Genomic DNA, 24,066 nt, shown 5'->3' with positions numbered 1-24,066 from the left:
CATCAGGCGGCCTCCTGTTCGTCCGGCGGAAAAACCGGATCTTGCGACATCTCAGGCTGGTCCGGCACCCTGTTGACCACATGCTGGATGTCGCGCAAGGGCATCGGCTTTCCGAACAGATAGCCCTGGACCTCGAGGCAGCCTTCGCCGCAGAGGAAGCGCATATGGTCCTCATCTTCCACGCCTTCGGCCAGCACCGGGATATCGAGGCTCTGGGCAAGGATGATGGTCGAGCGCACGATGGCGGCGGAATGCCTGTTGCTGGTGACGCCATCGATGAAGGCACGGTCGATCTTGATCTTGTCGAAGGGAAAGTTCTGCAGGGTCGAAAGCGAGGAATAGCCGGTACCGTAGTCGTCCATGGCGATGCCGACGCCCAGCTTTTTTAGTTGTCGGATGATGTTCAGCGCATGCTGCTGGTCGCCGATGATCCCGGTTTCGGTGATTTCCAGTTCGAGACGGGAGGCATCGAGGCCGGTCTCGGCGAGAATCTCGCCGACACGCAGCGGAAAGTTCGGATCGGCAAGCTGGGTCGGCGCGACATTGACGGCGATCTTGAGCGGATTCGTCCAGGACGCGGCCTGCCGGCAGGCGGTGCGCAGAACCCAGTCTCCCAGTTCGTGGATAAAGCCGTTGCTTTCGGCGATCGGGATGAAATCCATCGGCGGCACCATGCCGCGCGCCGGATGGTGCCAGCGCAGCAGCACTTCGAAACCGATGACGTCGCGCGTCAGCGAATTGTTCTGATACTGGTAATAAAGCTCGAACTCGCCGCGCTCGATGCCCTGGCGCATATCCATGGCGAGGATGCTGCGCTTGCGGGCCGCATCGTCCATCGAGGACTCGTAAAGCCGGATGGCATTGCTGCCGCTGGCCTTCGCCCGGTACATGGCAAGATCGGCCTGGGCAAGAAGGTCTTCCGCAGACAGCGCATCGACGGGAAACACGGAAATGCCGACGCTGGTGCCGACGAGAAGGGTCTTGTCCTGCCATATGATGGGCTTTACGATCTCGCCGATCAGGCGCGCGGCAAAGCTTTTCGCTTCGTTCTTCATGAAGAGGTTCGATGTCAGCGCGACAAATTCGTCGCCGCCGATGCGCGCGACGAATTCCCCCTCGCCCAGGATTTTCGTCATGCGCTCGGCAATGATGCGCAGGACCGCATCGCCGGCAGCATGTCCATGCACGTCGTTGACCTCCTTGAAGCGGTCGAGGTCGAAGGAAAGGACGGCAGTGCGCAGGCCCTCGTCCCTCCACTGGCGGGTAACGTTTTCGAGGCGATCGCCAAGGGCGACGCGGTTCGGAAGTCCGGTCAGCGGATCGTGCAGCGACAGATGGCGGAAGCGCTCGGCCGCCTGGTGGGTGGTGTGGAGATCGATCACATAGGTGGAGGCGCCGAGCCCCAGCATCACGCACATCAGCGATACGACCATGATCGTCAGCAAAGTGTCGGGAATGAGCGCCGCCGAGGGCTGCAGCATCGGATCGGGAACGATGGTGACGGCGGACATGCCGGTGAAATGCACCGCGATGATCGCCAGAATGAGCCCGGAAATGCCGCCATATCGGGAGAAATGGCCTGCGGGCCGCGAAAGGCAGTGGGTGGCAAAGGCACCGAAGCCGATGCCAAGCAGGACCGAGGCGGTGTAATAGGTCATGTCCCATTCCAGCCGCCCGCCGATCTGGTAGGCCGCCATGCCCATATGATGCATGAGCGCTATGCCCGCGCCGACCACGGCGCCGCCCAGTTCGACGGTGAGGCCGGACTTCCTGAGAGCGGTGACGAACAGGCCAAGCGTGGTGACGGCGATCGCCACGCCGAGCGACGCCATCGTCAACACCGGCTCATAGGCGTGCTGCAGCGACGACTTGAAGCTGAGCATGGCGATGAAATGGGTGGTCCAGATGGTGGAGCCGCCGATGACGCCGCTCATGAACAGCCAGTTCAGCTTCTGCACGCCGACCGTGCGCCCGACCCGGGCATAAAGCCTGAGCGTCAGCGTGCAGCCGAGGACGCAGACCAGCACGGCCAGCGACAGCAAACCGTATTCATGTTCGGTTGCGATACAGGAAAGGACTTTCAGCATGGGACACCCGTTTGGAATTGGGCGGACTGTGCCGAAAAGACACTAAGAGAGATTAACACCGTTCAGGCGCGATGCGATGAAGGTTATCAAGGCTTGAAAATGATCGCGCCGGGCGTGTATCGATCGTCCTCGGCCACCACGAGACGCGCATTCGGGCCGACCAGCCGCCCTTGCATTTCGCCGGGTTCTCGGTTAAGGACGCGCGTCCGCGCAGACACCCTTGGAGGCAAACGCGGATGAGGCGGTCAAAGGCCTCGGTTCATTCCGTTTCGAACACGAGCGGACGAACTCTCCAAAACACCAGAAAGGTACTGCCATGAGCCACGCATCCTACGAGCTCAAGGCCGAAACGCGCGAACGGGTTGGTAAGGGGTCCTCCCGTGAACTTCGCCGCAACGGTCTTATTCCTGCTGTCATCTATGGCGACAAGCAGGCTCCGATTTCCATCGCCCTCTCCACGAAGGAAGTCACCCAGAAAATTCACGCCGGTGGTTTCATGACCACGGTCGCCACGATCGACGTCGGCGGCGAGAAGATCCGCGTCCTGCCGAAGGACTACCAGCTGGATCCGGTCCGTGACTTCACCATGCATGTCGATTTCCTGCGCGTGTCCAAGGACTCCAAGGTGACCGTCCAGGTTCCGGTTCACTTCGTCAACGAAGAGAAGTCCCCGGGCCTCAAGGTCGGCGGCGTCCTGAACATCGTTCGCCACGAAGTCGAAGTGTCGGTTTCCGCCGACGCCATCCCGGAATTCCTGACGGCCGACCTGACCGGCCTGAAGCTGGGCGACGGCATCCATATTTCGAACATCAAGCTGCCGGCTGGCGTCACTCCGGTGATCGCCGACCGCGACTTCACGATCGCCACCATCGCCACTCCGGCCGGCGGCGTTTCGGAAGAGGAAGAAGAGACGGCTTCGGAAGAATAAAACTCCGACAGCACGGCATGAAAACCCGCCGCGCAGCCCTGCGCAGGCGGGTTTTTTATTGTCTGGCGATTGGTGCAAGACGACATCCAGTCTTGGCCTTTTGATCTTTTATGCAGGAGTTTCAGCAACATTTAAGATTTTCATGATGTGTTGATGACGGGGAACCAGTCCGATTTCAGCGTATGAGAATCCGAATGAAAGATGACGCCAGTAAAGCGCCCGGATGCGTCCGATGATGCATTCCGTCGAAAATCGCTTCATTGCGATCGTCTGCGGCGCGATGCTCGTTTTCATCGCTCCCCTGATCGTGTTGTTTTTGAGCCTGTCGTCGGAGCGCGTCGCGCGTGAGCATCTGCAGAATACGCAGATACTCATGGAAGCCAGCGCCCAGGCGCTTGGAAAGCCGCTCTGGGATTTCGATACCGACGGCATCGAGCAGATCGCCAGATCGCTGCTCGCCGGCGCGGATGTCATCTCGGTAGAGGTCAGGGACAGCTCGGGATCCATCTCGGTGCGGCTGCCGACTAACTCCGTGGACAAGGGCCTGGCGCACAAGACGCTGACCAGGACGATTTTCTACACGTCCCAGGACGGAGGAAAATCCGTTGGAACGCTGGAACTCAAGCGGGCGATGCCGGGTCTTCTCTCCCGTTTCAGCAAGGACGAGCTGAGCGTCCTGTTCATCCTGATCGTCGCCGTCGGCATCGTCTTTGCCTCCGCCATCATCGGCAACCGCATCACCGTCATCCGGCCCCTGATGCGCCTCACGGCAGCCATCGAAGCCACGCGCAGGCTCGGATCGCGCCATCAGGTCGATTGGACCGCGCAGGACGAGATGGGCATGCTTGCCCATAATTTCAACGAGATGCAAAGCAAGCTCGAACGCGAGGAGACAGAGCTGAAGCTGGCGCATGGCCGGGCTACGGAAATCTACAATCTGACGCCGTCCATGCTGTTCTCGCTCGATCCCGCCAACCGCATCACCGCCGTCAGCGATTACTGGCTGATGGCCACCGGCTACGATCGCAGCCACGTCATCGGCTGCATCTTCACCGACTTCGTCGACGAACACTGGCGCGAGACCTACCGCGCGCGCCGCAGCAATATCAGCCCGGCGCATGCCAATATCTGCGAGGTGACGGTTCCCTTCGTCAAGGCGAATGGCGAGACGATGACGGTGCTGATCCTCGAGACGAAGGACGCGAGCAGCCTGTCGCTCTCGGTGATGACCGACGTGACCGCGCTCAAGCAGGCCGAAAGCCGCAACCATGCCCAGGCGATCACCGATCACCTCACCGGCCTTCTCAACCGCCAGGGCTTCGAGGCGGCGCTCGACGACGCCATCCGCAATGCCGACGAAAATGCGATGCAACTGGCCTGCATCTTCATCGACCTCGACCGCTTCAAGTGGATCAACGACAATTTCGGCCACGCCGCCGGCGATGCGGTGCTGAAGCAGGTCGTCTCCCGCATCAGGACGACGCTGCGCCCGGACGACACCATGTCGCGGCTCGGCGGCGACGAATTCGCCATCCTCGTCAGCGCGCAGGAAGTCGAGGCGCTGGCAAGCGAGATCGGTGGCCGCATCTGCGCCAGCCTGCGCGAACCGATCCTTGTCGAGGGGGCCGAACTTTCCGTCAGCGCCAGCATCGGGGTTGCGCTCTATCCCGACCACGCCGCCAATGCGGCCGAACTGCTGCTCAAGTCGGACATGGCGATGTATGCGCGCAAGCGCGACGGCAAGAACGGCATGCTGGTCTTCGATACCAGCATGCTCGACACGGCCCGGGAACGCCACGAAATCGAGCAATATATCGAGGCGGGGCTGAAAGAGGACTGGTTCGAAGCCTATCTCCAGCCGATCGTCAGCCTCGGCGACGGGCGCATTGCCGGCTTCGAGGCGCTGATGCGGCTGAACCATCCGGAAAAGGGCATTCTGCCGCCGGGAAAAATCATCGGCATCGCCGAGGAAACCGGCACGATCGCCCGGATCGGCGAGCAGGTCCTGGAAAAGGCGATCAGGCATCTTGCCCGCCTCAGCGGGCTGGAAGGCGCCGACGCAACCTATCTGGCGGTCAATTTCTCGCCGCTGCAATTCGAGGAGACGCTGCCGCACAAGCTCGCGGCGCTGCTCCTCAAGCATCACATTTCCCCTTCCCGCATCGTCATCGAGATCACCGAGGCGGTGCTGATGGCCGACAATCCGGGCGTCCATGCAGTCCTGAAACAGCTCAGCGAATTCGGCTGCCGCATCGCGCTCGATGATTTCGGCACGGGCTATTCCTCGCTGAGCTACCTCAATCGCTTCCCGGTCGATATCGTCAAGGTCGATCAGTCCTTCACCCGCTCGCTCACGGTCGGAACGGCCGACATCCGCCGCAAGAGCCGCATGCTGATCAAGGGCATCCGCACCATCTCCCACCAGATGGGCTGCACCGTCGTCGCCGAGGGCGTCGAGACCAAGGAGCAGTGGGAGCTTCTGCGCAAGCTGGGGCTCGATTTCGGCCAGGGCTACCTCTTCAGCAAGCCGATGCCGATCGAAAACATGCTATTGATGCTGGAGATGGAGTCAGAAGCCAAGGTCAGCACGATCGCATGACCAGGTCCGGAGGAGACCAGCAATGAAGCATCTGGTTTTCACGCTCGTTCTTTTCCTTGCCGGCATGGCCCACGCAGAGGATCTGACCCTGCTCACCGAGGAATATGCACCCTATAATTTCAGCAAGGACGGCGCCATTACCGGCACCTCGGTCGAGCAGGCCGAACTGATGATGAAGGCGCTCGGGCTGGGCTATTCGCTTGAAATCCTGCCCTGGGCGCGGGCGCTGTCGCGGACCGAGCAGCAGCCGCATACCTGCCTGTTCACGACAGGCCATGACCAGGACCGCGACAAGCGATTCAAATGGGTGGAGCCGCTGCTGGTCGACCAGATGATCATGGTGCGCAAGGCCGGCTCCGGCGTCAATCCGGCCACGATCGATGAGGCCAAACGCTTCATCGTGGGCGCGCAGCGCGAGGATTTCGCCATCGGCTTCTTGCGCAACAACAATTTCCCGAAGATCGATCTCGCGACAGACCTGGAGACGACGGAGAAGAAGCTGCTGAGCGGCCGCGTCGATCTGATGGTGACCTCCGAAAAGACCTTCGAAGCCATGCGCGACCGGGGAAGCGCCGTCGAATCGGCGCTCACGCTTGAAGGACAGCGATATGGCTTCGCCTGCAATCTTGCCCTGCCGGACGCGTTGATCGCCCGCATGCAGAAAGAACTCGACAGACTGATCGCCGATGGCACGCAGGACCGTATCCTGACCCGCTACGGCGTGCGGCCAAACCGCCGGTAACCGTAAGGTTCGCCGCAAAAACGCGCGCATGCCGCGGCAAGCGGTTGACATCCCCGCCCCGACGCGGTGCAAGACCACAGACGATTTTTTAGAGATGTTCCCATGCTGATTTTCGCAGGTCTTGGCAATCCCGGTGCCCAATATGCCGGCAACCGCCACAATATCGGCTTCATGGCGGTGGACGAGATCCAGCGACGCCACGGGTTTTCGCCCTGGTCGAAGAAGTTCAAGGCGCTGATTTCGGAGGGCGAGATCGGCGGCGAGCGGGTGCTGTTGATGAAGCCGCAGACCTTCATGAACCTGTCTGGCGAGGCCGTCGGAGAAGCAATGCGCTTCTACAAGCTGGGGCCAGGGCAGGTGCTTGCCATCTATGACGAACTCGATCTCGTGGCCGGCAAGGCGCGGATCAAGCTGGGGGGCGGCCATGGCGGCCATAACGGCATCAAGTCGCTCGATGCCCATTGCGGCAAGGACTACCGCCGCCTGCGGCTTGGCATCGGCCATCCGGGCTCCAAGGAACAGGTGCACAACCATGTGCTCGGCGACTTCGCCAAGGCCGACCGCCTCTGGCTGGAGCCCTTGCTGGAGGCACTCGCCGACAATGCCGAGATGCTGGTGAAGGGCGAGGATTCGCAGCTCCTGAACAAGCTGGCGCTGGCCACCGGCAGCAAGCCGGAACCCGACCCGGCCCCAGCCAAGCCTGCCGGCAAATCCCATATCCGCCAGACCCGCAACAATGCCCAGCCGAAAATCCTCCCGACCACCGGACCGATGGCCGAAATGCTGAAGAAGCTGTTCGGCAACAAGGGCGAATAGGCGTGACGCCGTCCGGCTTTTTCAACATCCGCCCCGCTGATCAAAACGATCTCCCCGGAATGCTGGCCCTCTATCGACATCTCAACCCCGATGATCCCGAATTGGATGAGGAACTGGCCGCCGGAAGGTTTGGTGAAATGCTGGCCCATCCCGGCATGACCATTTTCATCGGCGCCGTGAACGAGACAACCAGTTCCACGGTGACCTTGGTCACCATACCCAATCTCACGCGTGGTGGCGCACCCTATGCGCTCATCGAAAACGTTGTCACCCATGTCCGGTTTCGACAACGCGGGCATGCCGGCGCTCTGATCAGGCATGCCTTCGAAAGCGCCTGGCAGCAAGGATGCTACAAGGTGATGCTGCTCACCGGTTCCACCAATCCGGCAACGCTGAAATTCTACGAGGGCTGCGGTTTTGTGCAGAGCAAGACAGGCTTCCAGATCAGACGACCCCGCGAGATTTAAACATAGCCAGTTACTGTTTCGGTTTTATCCCTGCGCCTCGATCGTAACATCACCGGAAACCCGCTTCCTTGCTCAGGTCGGCCACCTCCGCGGCTTCGTTCAGGCGACATCGCGGGCGTAGACGGCGATGTCGCGGACGCCGAGCCATGCGCAGCCCCCATCGTCTTTTGTCTTATCTATGCTTGGAGCCAAGCGGTATGCCGTGATGAACCCTATATAAAGCCACAAAATCGGACTTAGACTTGACCCCGGGCCGAGTTTCCGCAAAAGCACAGCAACAGAATTCGATCGGACAGGTATCAAGGCCATGGGTTTCAAATGCGGTATCGTCGGGCTGCCGAATGTCGGCAAGTCCACTCTCTTCAACGCGCTGACCAGGACCGCGCAGGCCCAGGCCGCGAATTATCCGTTCTGCACCATCGAGCCGAACACCGGCGAAGTGGCGGTGCCCGATCCGCGCATGCGCAAGCTGGCCGATGTCGCCAAGTCGAAGGAACTGATTCCAACGCGCATTTCCTTCGTCGATATTGCCGGCCTGGTACGCGGGGCGTCGAAGGGCGAAGGCCTCGGCAACAAGTTCCTCGCCAATATCCGCGAAGTCGATGCGACCGTGCATGTGCTGCGCTGCTTCGAGGATGACGACATCACCCATGTCGAGGGCCGTATCGATCCGGTCGGCGATGCCGAGACGATCGAGACCGAGTTGATGCTTGCGGACCTCGAAAGCCTGGAGCGGCGCACCGAGCAGACCCGCAAGCGCGCCGCCTCCAAGGACAAGGAATCGCTGACGCTGCTGCCGGTCATGGATGCCGCCCTGAAACTTCTTCAGGATGGCAAGCCGGTCCGCACGCTGTTGTCGACACTGAGCGCCGAGGAACGCGACATCCTCAAGGGCCTCAATCTCCTGACCGCCCATCCGGTTCTCTATGTCTGCAATGTCGCGGAGGCAGATGCCGTGGACGGCAATGCTCATACCAGGGCAGTCGAGGACATGGCCAAGGCGCAAGGCGCGCAGACCGTGGTGATCTCGGCGGCGATCGAGGCCGAAGTCGCGCAATTGCCCGACGAGGAAGCCAAGGAATTCCTAGAGGCGCTCGGCCTGCACGAGGCCGGCCTCGACCGGTTGATCCGCGCCGGCTACACGCTGCTCGACCTCATCACCTATTTCACCGTCGGCCCGAAGGAAACGCGGGCCTGGACGATCGAGCGCGGCACCAAGGCCCCCGCGGCGGCCGGCGTGATCCACACCGATTTCGAACGCGGCTTCATTCGCGCCTTCACCATCGCTTATGACGATTATATCGCTTTCAACGGCGAAACCGGCGCCAAGGAGGCCGGCAAGGCACGTGACGAAGGCAAGGAATATGTCGTGCAGGACGGCGACGTGATCCACTTCCGCTTCAACACCTGATCTTAGGCGGGCCTTTCAGAAGGACAAGCCCATGCTTCATTTCGAGGATTTTCCGGTCGGGCGGCAGTTCGATTTCAAGCCGGTGACGGTGAAGGCTGAAGACATCATCGCCTTTGCCGCAGAATTCGATCCGCAGCCGATGCATATGTCGGAAGACGGCGGCAAGGCGAGCATCCTCGGCGGGCTTGCCGCCTCCGGCTGGCATACCAGCGCCATGATGATGCGCATGCTGTGCGACGGCTATATCGGCCAGGCGGCCTCGGAAGGCTCGCCCGGCGTCGACAGCATGGAATGGAAGAAGGCAGTGCTTTCCGGCGATACGCTGTCGGGCACCTGCACCGTGCTTGAGGCGCGCGTCTCCCGGTCGCGACCGGAGATCGGCATCGTCCGCCTGAGGGCCGTCGTCACCAACCAGAAGGACGAGACGGTGGCGATCTGCGATTATGCCAATATGATCCGCTGCAGGCCGACGGGAGAAAAGCCATGAAGCTGGCGGATCTCCACCCCGAAGGCACGCGCGAAACCATCGGATCGGTGATTTTCACGGCCGACGACATCATCCGCTTCGCCGAGAAATTCGATCCCCAACCCTTCCATCTCGACGCGGACGCGGCGAGCGCGTCGTTGTTTGGCGGGCTCTGCGCTTCCGGCTGGCATACCTGCGCCGGCTGGATGAAATGTTTCGTTCCCTATTGGCTGGACGAGATGAAGCGGATGGCGGCCGAGGGCATTACCGCGCCGAAGCTCGGCCCCTCGCCCGGCTTTCGCGACATGCGCTGGCTGCGGCCGGTCTTTGCCGGCGATACGATCACTTATTTCGTGACCTTCATCGCCGCCAAGGAGCTGGAATCGCGGCCGGGATGGCGCATCAACACCATCCTGTGCGAAGGCGAGAACCAGGACGGCGCGCCGGTGATTCGCTTCGAGAGCAGGGTCATCGAATTCCCCTGAGCATCGGCACGCCGCACTCATCTTAAGCGCGTCGCGATCCTTCGGATTCGCTTCCGCACTTGAAGTCTTTGTTTCTACGCATGTCGTTGTCGCAAAACCGCTGCACACTTTTGCGCGACATGCTTTAGTGCCCGGAAAATTCGACCAGCGTCAGCACCTCGACGCCGAGCGCCTCGAGCTTGCGGCGGCCGCCGAGGTCCGGCAGGTCGATGATGAAACAGGCGGCGACGATATCGGCGCCCATCTGCTGCAGAAGTTTCGTCGCCCCTTCGGCCGTGCCGCCGGTGGCGATCAGGTCATCTACCAGAACCACCTTTTCGCCGGGCTTGATCGCGTCACGGTGCATTTCCATCTCGTCGACGCCATATTCCAGGCTGTAGGCGATGCGCACCGTATCGTGCGGCAGCTTGCCCTTCTTGCGGATCGGCACGAAACCGGCCGACATCTGATGCGCCATCGCGCCGCCAAGAATGAAGCCGCGCGCCTCGACGCCGGCAACCTTGTCGATCTTCGTTCCGGCAAACGGATGCACCAGTTCGTCGATCGCCCGGCGGAAGGCGCGGGGATTGCCGAGCAGCGTGGTGATATCGCGGAACATGATGCCGGGCTTCGGATAATCCGGGATGTTGCGGATCGAGGCGATCAGGTCTTGGTTGAGGGAAGAGCTCATGGTGGGCGGCATGCCTTTCGACGCTTCAAAGAGAGCGAAGGCATAGCACCAAAGCCTGAAAACTCTATAGGAGTTTCTGACGCGGCAAGCGAAGCTGGCCTGCGAAACAGCGCCATGAGAAACGGCAGGCGGGACGACAGCCCTTCCGTCCCGCTTGCCGTTCGTTTTCCGTGGCGCTACTGGCCGGTCGTGGTCTTCAGCTTTTCCTGGACTTTCCGGGCAACGTCCGGATCGGACTGCGCGGCGGTGATGATCGTCTTGTACTCGTTGAGCGACATGTCCGGCGATGTCTCGACGGCGCTGATCATCTGCTTGTTGGCCTCGTTCTGGAGCTTCTGCTTTGCCACCTTGTCCTCCTCGGCGCCGATCTTGGCGGCGAAATCCTTGCGGACCTTGTCGACCTGCAGATAGGCGACCGCGAAAGCCTCCAGTTTCTGGTCGCTGATGGCGGGCGCCTGGCTCTGCACCGGCTGGCCCTGTGCCGGCTGGCCCTGTACCGGCTGGCTTGCCTGCGGCTCGGCTGCGGTCTGGGCGAAAGCCGGTGCATTGATGACGATCAGGCTCAATGCGGCAGCGCCGAGCGCTGCAACGGGCATGTGGCGTATGGTCATAGGCATGTCCTTCCTTAGGTCTTTCTCGGGCCTTGGGCCTCTCGGGCGGCCTACGCCACCCGTCCGAAGGGATTTGATCCCAGGCGAAGGGTCAGGGAAGGATCGGGCGACAATGTGGCCCTCCCGGGGAAGGTTCGTGACCATGTCGAGACGATAAAACCCGGCCTCAAGCGCCACCTGATCGGCCGGTCGAGCCAAAAAGGTCGATTTGAGGAACCATTGAAGGCGGTTTCCGGTTATACTGGACCGGCAGTCCACCGTTTGGCACGAGTTTCAGGTGGGCGACCAACGCAAGGAGGAAGCATCATGCGATTGTTCGAATGCGGTTCTCTCGTTCCCGGATGCGCCTGGCACACCCGGGCCGATAACGACGCCGAGGTGGTGCGACGCACTGTCGATCATATGCGCCAGGCGCACGGAGAAACGCTGATCCGCGAGAACATGATCGATAATATCAAGGTTCGGATCGTCGAAGAAAGCCAGGCGGCCTGAGGTCGGATCCCTCAGATCAGGCCATCGACTGGAGCCGGGCAATGAGCGTTGCCCGGTCCGCGTTGAAATTCCCTTCCACCCAGCGCTGCTCGATTTCGCCGAGCATTTCCCCGATCCGTGGCCCGGCCGGAATGCCGAGCGCCAGCACATCGGCGCCCGTCAGCGGGAAGACCGGTTTGTGCCATTTTTCCGCCCGCGTGAACAGGCGATGCAGTCGCGCCGTCTCCGGCAATTGCGCCGGGTCGTTTTCCGATTTCTGCCTTGATGTCGCCAGCGCCAGTTGCAGGAACGTTGCCAGCCCCTGCCTTCCGTGCCTGTAAAGCAACCGGTCGAAGGCCGTGTCGGCGATCGTGTCCGGCAGGCGGGGCGCCTTTCCCCAGGCCGCAAGTTGCGCCGCCTCGGCCTTCGACAGCCGCAACCGTTTTGCCATCGCCTCCAGCCGCTCCGCATCCGGCGGAACGATGGCGGCAAGCCGCAGGAGCGGATCGGGCGACCAGCCGAAGGCCTGTTCGGCAGCGACCAGCGCCGGAATGGTGTCGATACCCCATTTCTCGCTTTCCGGCAGGATTTCGGTGAGCACACCCGCCTGCCGCATCCACAGGAGCGCCCGGCCGGGATCTCGTGCCGACAGCAGTTTCTTCATCTCGGACCAGACGCGCTCGGCCGACAGGCCGGACAATTTGCTGCGCGCCTGTGCGCAGGCGCGCAATCCGTCGGCATCCGGCCGGCCGGCACCGTAATGGGCAAAGAAGCGGAAGAAGCGCAGCACACGCAGATAATCTTCCGCGACGCGCTCGGCGGCATTGCCGATGAAGCGGATATTGCGTTTTTCGATATCGGCGAGACCGCCGACGAGATCGATCACCGCGCCGCTCGAATCGGCATAGAGCGCGTTGATGGTGAGGTCGCGACGCTCGGCATCCACCCGCCAGTCCGTGGCGAAGGCGACCTCGGCATGGCGGCCATCCGTCTCCACGTCGCGGCGAAGGGTGGTGACTTCGAAGGGCATGCCGTCGATCACCAGCGTCACCGTGCCATGCGCGATCCCGGTCGGGACAGACTTGATGCCGGCCGTTTTTGCCCGCGCGACGACCTCTTCCGGCAGGAGCGTCGTCGCCATGTCGATATCGGCGACCGCCAGCCCCATCAGGCTGTTGCGCACCGCACCGCCGACGACGCGGACCTCGCCGCCATCGGCATTCAGGAGATCGAAGACGCGCCGCAGCGCGGGCGCCGAAAACCATGTTTCGGAGGCAACGGAGGTCATGCATAAAGCCTTTCATACAACATGCGGACAATGCCCGCCGTAATGCCCCATATATTCCGCTCGCCATAGGGCATGCTGTAGAAATGCCGCTCGGCGCCCTTCCATGTGGCCTGGCCGCGGCCGTGATTGTCGGGGTTCATCAGGAAGGACAGCGGCACGTCGAAAACCGCATCGACCTCGGCCGGATTGGGGACGATCTCGTAACCGGGCTGCACCACGGCGAGCACCGGCGTGATGCGGAAACCCGACATCGCCATGTAATAGGGCAGCCGCCCGACGGTCTCGACGAAGCGGCGATCGAGGCCGATCTCTTCCTCGGTTTCGCGCAAGGCGGCAATTTCCGGGGTTTCGTCCTCAGGATCGACGGCGCCGCCCGGAAAGGCAACCTGGCCGGAATGCTTGCGCAGCGTGATGGTGCGCTGGGTGAAGATCACCCGTGCATCGGCGCCCTCGTCGACGACCGGCACCAGCACGGCGGCATCGCGCAGCTTCAGGGTTTCCAGATAGGGCACGGCATCGGGATTGAGCAGGAAATCGCCATGCTCGCGCCAGGCCTCCTCGACCGGATTGCCCGATTGACTGAAGGCGCGCCGGCGGAATTCATCGGCGGTAAACAGCATATCCGTCATGAAGACAGCGCTTCCAGCTCACCCGCCGGCATGACGGGAAACACCTGTCCGCCGGAACGCAGGGCAAACATCGAGATGCCATCGACATCGACGGTTTCGCCAAGCGCGACGAGATCATACATGACGGCGCGCGAAACCAGCGCTTCCAGCCGGCCGCGCACATGCAGATAGGGTTTCAGCTCGTTGTTTTCGCCATGGACGACGAAGCGCAACGGATGCTCCGGCCCGGCCTCGACAATATCGCCGACATTGGTGCGGAAGGTGATGACCCGCTCGCCCTCCCGCTCGGACACATTCATCTCAACGGCGACGAAGGGCGCATCGACGACGCGGATCCCGAGCTTTTCCACAGGCGTGACGAGATAGGTGCGGCCATCCTCGTCCTTGCGCAGCACGGTGGAAAACAGCCGGACGAGCGGCTGCCGGCCGATCGGCGAGCCCATATAGAACCAGGTGCCATCGGAACGGATTTCCATGTCGATATCGCCGCAGAAGGGCGGATTCCAGCGTTCGACGGGCGGCGGCCCCTTGTCCTTGCCATTGGTTTGCGCGGCCGCGCGCGCGATCAGCGCCGCCAGTCCCGCAGCGCTGCCTGTCTCGTCTGTCTGAGCATCCGCCATTGTTCCGTCCCGTTTGGCTTTATGTTGCGTTTTATCGGGCATTGGCTCACGAGATAGTGCGTCACGGGCGGCTTGTCAGCCACCGGGTGGGGCTTAGATTGAAAAACACGGACGGAATGCGCGCTTTTTGCGAATCGCCACCGCCGGCGGCCAAGGGAGACAGGCGATGAATGTAATGAAGACGAAGGACGGCGCCGTCGATGACAAGGCCATCATCGCCGCGGCGGAAAAGGCGCTGGACGAGATCGCGCTCATTCGCAAGGAAGTCGGCAAGGTGATCTTCGGCCAGGAAAACGTGGTCGAGCAGACGCTGCTTGCCGTGCTTTCCGGCGGCCATGCGCTGCTGGTCGGCGTTCCCGGCCTTGCCAAGACCAAGCTGGTCTCGACGCTCGGCACCGTTCTTGGCCTCAATTCCAGCCGCATTCAATTCACCCCCGACCTGATGCCCTCGGATATTCTGGGCTCCGAGGTGATGGACCAGGACGAGAACGGTCGCCGCTCCTTCCGCTTCGTGCCGGGGCCGATCTTCGCGCAATTGCTGATGGCCGACGAAATCAACCGCGCCAGCCCGCGCACCCAATCGGCGCTCCTGCAGGCCATGCAGGAATATCATGTGACGGTTGCCGGCCAGCGCAACGATCTGCCGCGGCCCTTCCATGTTCTCGCCACGCAGAACCCGCTGGAGCAGGAAGGCACCTATCCCCTGCCCGAGGCGCAGCTCGACCGCTTCCTGATGCAGGTCGATGTCGGCTATCCCGAGCTTGCCGCCGAGCGGCAGATCCTGCTCGAGACCACCGGCATGCAGGAATCCGGCGCACGCGGCGTCATCAATGCCCGCCAGCTCCAGGATATCCAGCAGTTGATCCGCCAGATGCCGGTCAGCGAAAAGGTGGTCGACGCCATCCTGTCGCTGGTCCGCTCGGCCCGCCCCGGCAACGGCAATGCCGCCACCGACAAGAATGTCGCCTGGGGCCCCGGCCCGCGCGCCGGCCAGTCGCTGATGCTGTGCGCCCGCGCCCGCGCGCTCTATGACGGCAGGCTCGCCCCATCCATCGACGATATCATGGCGCTGGCCGAACCGGTTCTCCAGCACCGCATGGCGCTCACTTTCGCGGCACGGGCCGAAGGCATGACGGTGCGCGATGTGATCGCCGGTCTGGTCAGCCAAGCCAAGGGACAGTGAATGGCCTCGATAGGGCAGATCGTCGAAAAAACGCCGTCGGGTGAGGTTCTTTCCCGGGCGCAGAGCCGTGCCCGGCTGATCCCGGACTGCATGGTCGAGGCGAAACGCATCGCCAATACGGTGATCTCCGGCTGGCATGGCCGGCGCAAGCGCGGCATCGGCGAGAATTTCTGGCAGTTCCGGCCCTATAGCGATGGCGAAAGCCTGTCGCGCATCGACTGGCGCCGCTCGGCCCGCGACGACCATACCTATGTGCGCGACCGCGAATGGGAGGCGGCCCACACGATCTGGCTCTGGGCCGACCTCTCGCCGTCGATGATGTACAAATCGAAATTCGCCGCTGTGTCCAAGGAGAGCCGCGCCCTGGTGCTGATGCTGGCGCTGGCCGAAATCCTCGCCCGCTCCGGCGAGCGCATCGGCTGCCCCGGCGTCATGGAGCCGGTTTCGGCCCGCAATGCGGCCGAGCGGCTGGCAACCGCGCTGATGCACACGCCGCTCTCCGGCGGCCTGCCGCAGACCGGCATGATCCGCGGCGCCAGCGACCTGGTTCTGATCGGCGATTTTCTCGATCCGGCCGACAGCATCATGGCCGAGCTCTCGCCGCTTGCCCGCCGAGGCCTGCGCGGCCATGTAGTCGAGATCGCCGATCCGGCGGAGGAAAGCTTTCCCTATGCCGGGCGCACCGAATTCACAGATCCGGAAACCGGCCAGAAGCTGACCGCCGGGCGCGCCGAGACGCTGCGCGACGATTACCGCCGCGCCTATGTCGCGCGCCGCGACAGCCTTGGCGAGACTTTGCGCCATCTCGGCTGGACATTTACGCCGCACCGCACCGACCATCTCGCTTCCGAGGCGCTGGTGGCAATCCATATGTATCTCTCCGGCCTGCCGGCGCGCGCCACCCATGGAGGCCAGCTGTGAGCCTCTTGCCCTTCATCTTTGCCAATCCGATGATGCTGGCGGCGCTGGTCGCCCTGCCCGCCATCTGGTGGCTGTTGCGCATGACGCCGCCCAAGCCGGTGACGGAAGTGTTTCCGCCGCTCAGAATCCTTGCCGGCGTTCTGAAGCGCGAGGAGACGCCCTCGAAAAGCCCCTGGTGGCTGACGCTGCTGCGCATGCTGATGGCGGCTGCCATCATCCTCGCCATTGCCGAGCCGGTCCTCAATCCACGCGCCAACACGCTCTCGACCGACGGCCCGCTGGCGCTGGTGATCGACAATGGCTGGGCGACGGCCAGCGATTGGGAACGGCGGGTGGAAACCGCCGACGCGCTGATCGAGGATGCGCAGGCGCGCGACCTGCCGGTGTCGGTCGTCTTCACCGCCGACACCGAGCACAATGCCGCGCTAGGATCGGCGACCACCGCCCGCAACCGGCTGACCGCGGCCGCGCCGCAACCGCTGCGGCCTGACCGCAAGCGGGCGCTCGAGGCGCTGGCGACCGGCCTCGACGGAACAGCGCCCGGAACGCTCGCTTTTCTCTCCGACGGCATGGATGGCGGCGACGGGATCATGGCCGGGCTTGCGGCACTCTCACCCGCCGGTTTCAGGCTGATCGAGGGTGACGGCAACCAGGCCGTGGCGATCACCGGTTCAACCAATGACGCGGAATCCATGGTGGTCAGCGCCAGCCGGCTGGAAACCACCGGTGCGCGGACCCTGCCGATCACCGCCTATGACACGCGCGGCCGGGCGATCGCCAATGGCACGCTCGCCTTTGCCGCCGGCGAAGGTCTTGCCAAGGGCAGGCTTGCGGCTCCGTTCGAACTGCGCAACGATTTCGCCCGCATCGCCATCGACGGCGCGGCGACGGCGGGGGGAACGTTCCTGCTCGACGACGGCTTCCGCCGCCGCCGCGTGGCGCTGCTCAGCGGCGAGGCGCGCGACCAGTCGCAGCCGCTCCTGTCGCCGCTCTATTACATCAACCGGGCGCTCGCCCCCTATGCCGACCTCATCCAGCCCAACGAGGCCGACCTGGCGATCTCCATCCCCGAGCTTCTGGCGCAAAAACCCTCCATGTTGATCATGGCCGATATCGGCCGCCTGCCGGAACAGACCTATGCGCCGGTTCTCAAATGGATCGAGAATGGCGGCACGCTGGTCCGCTTCGCCGGGCCGCGCCTTGCCGCCGCCCCGGCTGATGATCCGCTGGTGCCGGTGACGCTTCGCCAGGGCGAACGGGCGCTCGGCGGCGCCATGTCCTGGTCGGAGCCGCAGCCGCTGGCCGCCTATCCGGCACTCAGCCCCTTTGCCGGCATGCCGCGCCCGGAAAACATCCTGGTTCGCCGCCAGGTGCTGGCCGAGCCCACCGCCGATCTCTCCGCGCGCACCTGGGCAAGCCTTGCCGACGGAACGCCGCTGGTGACCACGAAGACGCAAGGCTCCGGCCGGATCATCCTGTTCCATGTCAGCGCCGAGGCAACCTGGTCGAACCTGCCGATCTCCGGCGATTTCGTCGAGATGTTGCGCCGCAGCGTGCAATTGTCGCGCAGCGGCGGCGTGACGGGAGACGAGACCGGCAAGGGCCAGACGCTTGCGCCCTACCGGCTGCTCAATGCCGATGGCGTTCTTGTCAGCGAAACCGGCAAGGCACGGCCGCTGGAGATCAATGCCGGAACGGTCCCCGTCTCCAGCGCCGAGCATCCGCCTGGCCTCTACGGCTCGCAGGAAGGATTTACCGCGCTCAACCTCATGCCCCCCGAGACCGAGTTGAAGCCGCTCGAGGCGGCCGGCCTGCCCATGCCCTATACCGTGGAGCCGCTGATCGGCGCCGAGGCCTGGTCGCTGAAGCCGGCCCTGCTGACCTTCGCCTTCATCCTGCTCCTGATCGATTCGGCGATCGTGCTGTTCATGGGCGGCGCCTTTGCGCGGCGGCGAATGCCGGCGGCGGCAACCGTCCTTTTGGCACTTGCCGTGGGAGCGCTTGTGGCTACACCCGGCTCCTCGCTTGCCGACGACAGCAAGCCCGGCGACGATGTCATCTTCGAACGGCTGGACAAGACCCATCTTGCCTATGTGATCACCGGCGAGGCCGAGGTCGACCGTCTGTCGGAGCGCGGCCTTGCGGGCCTGACCGATTTCCTCACCTACCGCACCACGCTGGAGCCCGGCGCCCCCGTTGGCCTCGATATCGGCTCGGACGAACTCTCCTTCTATTCGCTGATCTACTGGCCGGTGTCCGCCACCGCGCCGATGCCGAGCCAGGAGGCGATCAGCCGGGTCGATGCCTATATGCGCTCCGGCGGCACGGTGCTGTTCGACACGCGCGACCAGTTCTCATCGCTCGAACCCGGTTCCGGCACCAGCCCGAACGGCGAGCGGCTGCAGGCTATCCTTGCCGATCTCGACATCCCGCCGCTGGAACCGGTGCCGATCGACAATGTGCTGACCAAATCCTTCTATCTCCTGTCCAGCTTTCCGGGACGCTATAGCGGCAGCCCGCTGTGGATCGAGGCGCAGCCCGACAACGCCTCCCAGCCGGCCGGCCGGCCCGCCCGTTCCGGCGATGGCGTGTCGCCGATCATGATCACCGGCAATGACTTTGCCGGCGCCTGGGCGATCGACATCAATGGCGTGCCGCTCCTGCCGACGGTGCCGCCGGACGAGCATCAGCGCGAACTCGCCTTCCGCTCAGGCGTCAACATCATGATGTATATGCTGACCGGCAACTACAAGGCCGACCAGGTGCATATTCCCGCCCTGCTCGAACGGCTCGGACAATGAGGGCGGCGCCATGACACTCGATTTTTCGCCGCTTCTGCCCTGGCCGTTCATCGCAATCCTCGCCGCCGCCGCAATCCTTTTGTCGGCGCTCGGCTTCTGGCGCGGCATTCGCGGTGCTGTGCTGCGCACGGCGGCGCTGGCGGCACTGTGCCTGGCGATCGCCAATCCGGTGATCTTCCAGGAGGAACGCGAGCCGCTCTCGACCATCGTCGGCGTCGTCGTCGACCGCAGCCAGAGTCAGGACAATGCCGGCCGCCGCGCCGCCACCGATGCGGCGCTGGCGACATTGAAGGAGCGGCTCGCCAAATTCCCGCAGATAGAGGCGCGCATCGTCGAGGCGGCCGACGACAAGGACACCGAGACGCCTTCGACAAAGCTGTTCTCGGCCCTTTCGACCGCCCTTTCGGACGTGCCGCCTGCCCGCGTCGGCGGCGCGATCTTCATCACCGATGGCCAGATCCACGATGTCCCCGACATCAACCAGCCGCTCGGTTTCGATGCTCCCGTGCATGGGCTGATCACCGGCAAGCCCGACGAATTCGACCGGCGCATCGAGATTGTCAGCGGCCCGCGCTTCGGCATTGTCGGCGAGCAACAGACCGTCAGCTTCCGGGTCGCGGACGACGGCAAGGCGCCCGGTGAGATGGCGCCCGGCGGGACGGCGGAGGTAACCGTCAGCCTCAATGGCAACCCGATCGCCACGGAAATGGCGCAGCCGGGAACCGACATCCCGTTTTCCTTCACCGTTCCGCGCGGCGGCAACAATATCCTGGAATTCGCCGTCGCCCCCGTCGCTGGCGAAGTGACACAGGCCAACAACCGAGCCGTCCATGTGATCGACGGCATCCGTGAAAATCTGCGCGTGCTTCTGGTGTCCGGCGAGCCCCATGCCGGCGAGCGGGCCTGGCGTAATCTCCTGAAATCGGACGCCGCCGTCGATCTCGTTCATTTCACCATTTTGCGGCCGCCGGAAAAGCAGGACGGCACGCCGATCAACGAATTGTCGCTGATCGCCTTTCCGACCCGCGAGCTGTTCGTCGACAAGATCAAGGAATTCGACCTGATCATCTTCGATCGCTATCAGCATCGCGGCGTGCTGCCGATCCTCTATTACGACAATATCGCCCAATATGTCGAAAACGGCGGAGCGCTGCTGATTGCGGCCGGGCCTGAGCATGCGGGCGAGGATTCGATCGCCACCACGCCGCTGTCGGCGGTTCTTCCGGCTAATCCCACCGGCGCCGTCAGCGAGGAGGCCTTCTATCCGCGCCTTTCGGACGAGGGCAAGAAGCATCCGGTCACACGCGGGCTGGAAGGCGCCGAAGCCGAGCCGCCGCAATGGGGCCGCTGGTTCCGCACCGTCGACGTCGACCAACCGCAGGGACAGACGGTGATGACGGCGGCCGATGGCAAGCCGCTGCTGGTGCTTAACCGCGTCGGCGAGGGCCGCGTCGCCATGCTCTTGTCCGACCAGGGCTGGCTCTGGGCGCGCGGCTTTGAAGGCGGCGGCCCAAGCGTTTCCCTCTACCGCCGCACCGCCCACTGGCTGATGCAGGAACCGGCGCTGGAGGAAGAGGCGCTGACAGCCCATGCCAGCGGCCGCTCGCTGGAGATCGCCCGCCAGACCATCGCCGGCGAACCCGGCCAGGCAGTGCTGACAGCCCCCTCCGGCAAGACAGAGAGGGTGACGCTGGCGCAAAGCGAGCCCGGCCTCTACACGGCGCGCCTCGATACCACCGAAACCGGCCTGTTCGAAATCACCAATGGCGATCTCGAAACACTGGTCCATGTCGGCAGCGTCGATGCGCCCGAGTTCAAGGCGGCGATTTCGACACCGGACTTGCTTGCCCCCTGGGCCCGGAAGACCAAGGGACTGGTGCAGCGCCTGGCCGACGCCGATGGCGCGGTGGACCTGCCGTCGATCCTGCCGGTGCGCGGCACTGTACGGGTTGCCGACGACCGGCGCATGTCGCTGCGTATGACCGAGGAAACGGTCCTGAAGGGCATCAACTCGCTGTCGCTGTTTGCCGGCTTCCTCGGCCTTGCCGCCCTGCTCCTCGTTCTCTCCGCCACCTGGCACCGCGAGGGACGGTGACCACCGTCGCCGTTACGCTCTCGGATTTGCGCGCACGGCCGGACTTCGCCGCCCCGATGGCGCAGCGCATCTGGAAAGCCTGGTGGGAGGACAAGGGCACGACACTGGCGCAGATCGCCGCGCTGGTCGATGACAATTTGGACGCCGAAGCCCTGCCCTTCGCGCTTATTGCCCATCGTGGCGATGCCTTCCTTGCGACGGCCTCGGTGATCGTGTCGGATTGCGACGAGCGGCCGGCTCTGTCACCCTGGGTTGCAGCGGTCTGGGTGGAGCCGCAGGCGCGTGGCGCCGGCATCGGCCGCGCAATCGTCCTCGAAGCGGCGCATCGCGCCTTCGCGCTGGGTTTCGAGACCATCTATCTCTGCGCCACCCCGCAACGACGCGGCTTCTACACCGCCATGGGATGGGAGGTCCTCGAGGAGAATGTCGATGGCGACGGCCTCATCGTCTTCCGGATGCAGTCAGATGTCGCCGCATTGACCTGAGATTACCCACGCCAGCGGATTTCGCCCTTCAGGCCGGCATGCACATCCTCGCCGATCGGCACAACGAGGACGCGGTTGGGGTCGACCGGCCCGGGGAAATCAAGCGCGGCATAGGCGACCTTCTCGAAGCCGAGCGGCTGGTAATAGGGGGGATCGCCGACCAGGATGACACCTTCGGACCCGTTGCGCCGGGCCGCCTCGACGGCGATGCGCACCAGTTCCCGGCCGATGCCCCTGTTCTTGTGCGACGGGCGCACCGCAAGTGGCCCGAGCAGATGCCCCCTGATCGACCCGGCCAGAACCGGCGTCATCCGCACCGAGGCGATGACCTCGCCTTTGTCGGCGCAGACGAAGGACATGGACAGATCGTGCGGCCCCTGCTCGCGGATGCGGGCGGCGGCGCGCGTGAAACGGCCGGGACCGAAGGCCTCTTCATTGATGATTTCGATGGCAGCGTCGTGGGAGGCGTCTTCGGCGAGATAGACGAGGTCGTGCTTGTTCATGAACATCGGGAAACCGGGCATACGAGACGGAAATAGGTGATGGCTTCGCCCTCAAGGCGTTTTCAGCATCAGCGTCGTCGTGGGGTTCCCGAAAAAAGCATCGATGGAAAAATCCGGTTGCAGAAAGTCTGTCTGGCCCGATAGCAGAAAAAAACGTGGCGTCAAAGTCAAAAACGCACTGTTCATCCCTAGCCGACTGCATTTGCCGGATTTCCAGACTATCTTGGAGGATAAGTTTCAACAACGAACGGCATCTGGCCGCAGGAGAAGAAAAATGGGTATGCTGGTTGACGGCGTCTGGCACGACGTCTGGTACGACACCAACGAGACCAAGGGACATTTCAAGCGCTCGCAATCGCAGTTCCGCCACTGGGTGACCGCCGACGGCACGGCGGGTCCCACCGGCGAGGCGGGCTTCAAGGCAGAGGCCGGGCGCTATCATCTCTATGTGTCGCTCGCCTGCCCCTGGGCGCACCGCACCCTGATCTTCCGCAAGCTGAAGAAGCTGGAAGGCCTGATTTCCGTCTCGATCGTCGATCCGCTGATGCTTTCCAAGGGCTGGGAATTCAAGAACGAGATCGGCGGCACCGTCGATCACCTGTTCGGCGCTGAAACGCTCTGGCAGGTCTATGTCAAGGACGATCCGCATTATTCCGGCCGTGTCACGGTGCCGGTGCTCTGGGACAAGAAGCAGAACCGCATCGTCTCCAACGAATCCGCCGAAATCATCCGCATGTTCAATTCCGCCTTCGACGGGCTGACCGGATCGCGCGAGGATTTTTACCCCGAAGCTCTTCGCGGCGAGATCGACGCCCTGAACGAACACATCTACGACGCCGTCAACAACGGCGTCTACAAGGCAGGCTTTGCGACCACACAGGAAGCCTATGAGGAAAATGTAACGACATTATTCGAGGTACTGGACGAACTGGACCAGCGGCTCGCGACGCGTCGCTACCTCACCGGCCGGACGATCACCGAGGCCGACTGGCGGCTGTTCACGACGCTTGTCCGCTTCGACCCGGTCTATGTCGGCCATTTCAAATGCAATCTGCGCCGCATCGCCGACTATGCCCATCTGCAGGCCTATCTGCAGGACCTCTACCAGGTGGAAGGCGTGGCCGAAACGGTCAATCTGCGCCATATCAAGGAGCATTATTACCGCAGCCATGCGACGATCAATCCGACCGGCGTCGTTCCCGCCGGCCCTGTTCTCGCGCTCGACGCCCCCCATGGGCGCGAAAACCTCTCGGCCTGATTACCAGAATTCGGCGGGTGGCGTGCTTCCTGAAAGCTCCGCCAGCCGCCGATGCGTGGCGGCAGTGGTGCCGGGCGGCAGGTCGTCGAGGGCGAAAAACCCGGTCTCGACGATTTCGCGATCCGGCACCTTCGGCGAAACCTGGCGGATGTCGCGGCAGCGATAGAACAGCACATGATCGCGCTTGCTGGTGGCGCGGTTGAAATAGACATGGAAAAGCTCGGGCGGGCCGGTCAGTTCCAGATTGCCCTCTTCCCTCAATTCCTTGGCAAGCGCGCTCAATGCCGTCTCGTGCCGCTCCAGCCCGCCGCCCGGCATATGCCAACCGGGCACATAGGAATGCCGGACGAGAAAAATCCGGCCTTCCGCGTCGTAGCAGGCGGCGCGCACGCCCATGGTCATGCCGCGGGCAAGCGCAAAATAACCGTGCATCAGCCGTGTGACGAGCCTTGCCTTCCAGTTGCGCAGTTCCGGCGGTCCCTGTGTCATGCCGATGTCCCTGTCTTTCCACGACCAGGGATAATGCATCC

General features: G+C 63.3%; 23 protein-coding genes. 15 read left to right on the top strand and 8 right to left on the bottom strand.

The annotated features are described in order from the left end of the window. Nucleotides 1-2: 2 nt before the first annotated feature. Nucleotides 3-2,087 carry a putative bifunctional diguanylate cyclase/phosphodiesterase gene (locus tag ASD31_RS13760; protein ID WP_056334447.1) on the bottom strand — a complete coding sequence of 695 codons (2,085 nt, stop codon included), beginning with the start codon at nucleotides 2,085-2,087 and terminating at the stop codon, nucleotides 3-5. A 316-nt stretch (nucleotides 2,088-2,403) separates the two neighbouring features. Here ASD31_RS13760 and ASD31_RS13755 point away from each other — a divergent pair, with 316 nt between their 5' ends. From ASD31_RS13755 to ASD31_RS13715, 8 genes are all read left to right on the top strand, one after another. Then, complete coding sequence (locus ASD31_RS13755) at nucleotides 2,404-3,015, top strand: 50S ribosomal protein L25/general stress protein Ctc (protein WP_056334444.1); 612 nt, start codon at nucleotides 2,404-2,406, stop codon at nucleotides 3,013-3,015. Between the two features lie 232 nt (nucleotides 3,016-3,247). After that, a complete protein-coding gene (locus ASD31_RS13750; protein WP_056334757.1) occupies nucleotides 3,248-5,614 on the top strand; it encodes a putative bifunctional diguanylate cyclase/phosphodiesterase in 2,367 nt (788 codons plus the stop codon). 22 nt (nucleotides 5,615-5,636) lie between these two features. After that, a complete protein-coding gene (locus tag ASD31_RS13745; protein ID WP_056334440.1) occupies nucleotides 5,637-6,356 on the top strand; it encodes a substrate-binding periplasmic protein in 720 nt (239 codons plus the stop codon). Between the two features lie 102 nt (nucleotides 6,357-6,458). After that, nucleotides 6,459-7,172, top strand: coding sequence for an aminoacyl-tRNA hydrolase (pth, locus tag ASD31_RS13740; RefSeq protein ID WP_056334439.1), 714 nt, complete (start codon nucleotides 6,459-6,461; stop codon nucleotides 7,170-7,172). Between the two features lie 59 nt (nucleotides 7,173-7,231). Further along, a complete protein-coding gene (locus ASD31_RS13735; protein ID WP_082520569.1) occupies nucleotides 7,232-7,639 on the top strand; it encodes a GNAT family N-acetyltransferase in 408 nt (135 codons plus the stop codon). Nucleotides 7,640-7,946: 307 nt separating this feature from the next. Continuing rightward, on the top strand, nucleotides 7,947-9,050 hold the full coding sequence (ychF, locus tag ASD31_RS13725) for a redox-regulated ATPase YchF (protein WP_056334435.1): 1,104 nt from the start codon (nucleotides 7,947-7,949) through the stop codon (nucleotides 9,048-9,050). A 31-nt stretch (nucleotides 9,051-9,081) separates the two neighbouring features. Continuing rightward, the gene (locus ASD31_RS13720; protein ID WP_056334432.1) at nucleotides 9,082-9,537 is read left to right on the top strand and encodes a MaoC family dehydratase; all 456 of its coding nucleotides are present in this window, start codon (nucleotides 9,082-9,084) and stop codon (nucleotides 9,535-9,537) included. Continuing rightward, the gene (locus tag ASD31_RS13715; protein ID WP_056334430.1) at nucleotides 9,534-10,001 is read left to right on the top strand and encodes a MaoC family dehydratase; all 468 of its coding nucleotides are present in this window, start codon (nucleotides 9,534-9,536) and stop codon (nucleotides 9,999-10,001) included. Before ASD31_RS13720 ends, ASD31_RS13715 begins: the two co-directional genes overlap by 4 nt. Nucleotides 10,002-10,125: 124 nt before the next feature. On the opposite strand, the gene ASD31_RS13710 is transcribed toward ASD31_RS13715, so the two are convergent. Further along, on the bottom strand, nucleotides 10,126-10,671 hold the full coding sequence (locus tag ASD31_RS13710) for an adenine phosphoribosyltransferase (RefSeq protein ID WP_056334750.1): 546 nt from the start codon (nucleotides 10,669-10,671) through the stop codon (nucleotides 10,126-10,128). A gap of 176 nt (nucleotides 10,672-10,847) precedes the next feature. Next, a complete protein-coding gene (locus ASD31_RS13705; RefSeq protein WP_056334425.1) occupies nucleotides 10,848-11,282 on the bottom strand; it encodes a DUF4168 domain-containing protein in 435 nt (144 codons plus the stop codon). A 306-nt stretch (nucleotides 11,283-11,588) separates the two neighbouring features. On the opposite strand from ASD31_RS13705, the gene ASD31_RS13700 reads away from it, so the two are divergent. Next, nucleotides 11,589-11,774 carry a DUF1059 domain-containing protein gene (locus ASD31_RS13700; protein ID WP_056334422.1) on the top strand — a complete coding sequence of 62 codons (186 nt, stop codon included), beginning with the start codon at nucleotides 11,589-11,591 and terminating at the stop codon, nucleotides 11,772-11,774. A 16-nt stretch (nucleotides 11,775-11,790) separates the two neighbouring features. On the opposite strand, the gene ASD31_RS13695 is transcribed toward ASD31_RS13700, so the two are convergent. The 3 genes from ASD31_RS13695 to ASD31_RS13685 are packed head-to-tail and all read right to left on the bottom strand — an operon-like array spanning nucleotide 11,791 to nucleotide 14,290. After that, nucleotides 11,791-13,041, bottom strand: coding sequence for a CCA tRNA nucleotidyltransferase (locus ASD31_RS13695; protein ID WP_056334419.1), 1,251 nt, complete (start codon nucleotides 13,039-13,041; stop codon nucleotides 11,791-11,793). Then, nucleotides 13,038-13,670, bottom strand: coding sequence for a CoA pyrophosphatase (locus ASD31_RS13690; protein ID WP_056334416.1), 633 nt, complete (start codon nucleotides 13,668-13,670; stop codon nucleotides 13,038-13,040). Before ASD31_RS13690 ends, ASD31_RS13695 begins: the two co-directional genes overlap by 4 nt. Then, a complete protein-coding gene (locus ASD31_RS13685; RefSeq protein ID WP_056334413.1) occupies nucleotides 13,667-14,290 on the bottom strand; it encodes a DUF1285 domain-containing protein in 624 nt (207 codons plus the stop codon). Before ASD31_RS13685 ends, ASD31_RS13690 begins: the two co-directional genes overlap by 4 nt. Before the next feature lie 166 nt (nucleotides 14,291-14,456). Here ASD31_RS13685 and ASD31_RS13680 point away from each other — a divergent pair, with 166 nt between their 5' ends. From ASD31_RS13680 to ASD31_RS13660, 5 genes are read left to right on the top strand one after another with little or no spacing between them, the layout of a single operon-like run. Then, nucleotides 14,457-15,473, top strand: a complete 1,017-nt coding sequence (locus tag ASD31_RS13680; RefSeq protein ID WP_056334410.1) for an AAA family ATPase — start codon at nucleotides 14,457-14,459, stop codon at nucleotides 15,471-15,473. Beyond that, a complete protein-coding gene (locus tag ASD31_RS13675) occupies nucleotides 15,474-16,394 on the top strand; it encodes a DUF58 domain-containing protein (protein WP_056334409.1) in 921 nt (306 codons plus the stop codon). Continuing rightward, the gene (locus ASD31_RS13670) at nucleotides 16,391-19,195 is read left to right on the top strand and encodes a DUF4159 domain-containing protein (protein WP_056334408.1); all 2,805 of its coding nucleotides are present in this window, start codon (nucleotides 16,391-16,393) and stop codon (nucleotides 19,193-19,195) included. Before ASD31_RS13675 ends, ASD31_RS13670 begins: the two co-directional genes overlap by 4 nt. A 10-nt stretch (nucleotides 19,196-19,205) precedes the next feature. After that, nucleotides 19,206-21,290 carry a hypothetical protein gene (locus tag ASD31_RS13665; RefSeq protein WP_056334402.1) on the top strand — a complete coding sequence of 695 codons (2,085 nt, stop codon included), beginning with the start codon at nucleotides 19,206-19,208 and terminating at the stop codon, nucleotides 21,288-21,290. Then, nucleotides 21,287-21,775: a GNAT family N-acetyltransferase gene (locus ASD31_RS13660; protein WP_244483848.1), complete on the top strand. Its 489-nt coding sequence runs from the start codon at nucleotides 21,287-21,289 to the stop codon at nucleotides 21,773-21,775. The genes ASD31_RS13665 and ASD31_RS13660 overlap by 4 nt, the downstream gene beginning before the upstream one ends. A gap of 2 nt (nucleotides 21,776-21,777) precedes the next feature. Here the strand turns inward: ASD31_RS13660 and ASD31_RS13655 are convergent, their stop codons facing one another. After that, nucleotides 21,778-22,278: a GNAT family N-acetyltransferase gene (locus ASD31_RS13655; protein ID WP_056334748.1), complete on the bottom strand. Its 501-nt coding sequence runs from the start codon at nucleotides 22,276-22,278 to the stop codon at nucleotides 21,778-21,780. 274 nt (nucleotides 22,279-22,552) lie between these two features. On the opposite strand from ASD31_RS13655, the gene ASD31_RS13650 reads away from it, so the two are divergent. Then, entirely contained in the window at nucleotides 22,553-23,536 is a 984-nt protein-coding gene (locus ASD31_RS13650; RefSeq protein WP_056334395.1) for a glutathione S-transferase family protein, read from the top strand. Here ASD31_RS13650 and ASD31_RS13645 read toward each other — a convergent pair whose 3' ends face one another. Continuing rightward, nucleotides 23,537-24,025: an NUDIX domain-containing protein gene (locus tag ASD31_RS13645; RefSeq protein ID WP_056334744.1), complete on the bottom strand. Its 489-nt coding sequence runs from the start codon at nucleotides 24,023-24,025 to the stop codon at nucleotides 23,537-23,539. Between the last annotated feature and the right edge of the window lie 41 nt (nucleotides 24,026-24,066).

It is taken from the genome of Rhizobium sp. Root482 (assembly GCF_001426565.1).
Lineage (GTDB): Bacteria > Pseudomonadota > Alphaproteobacteria > Rhizobiales > Rhizobiaceae > Pararhizobium.
This window is presented reverse-complemented; position numbering and strand designations above follow the sequence as displayed.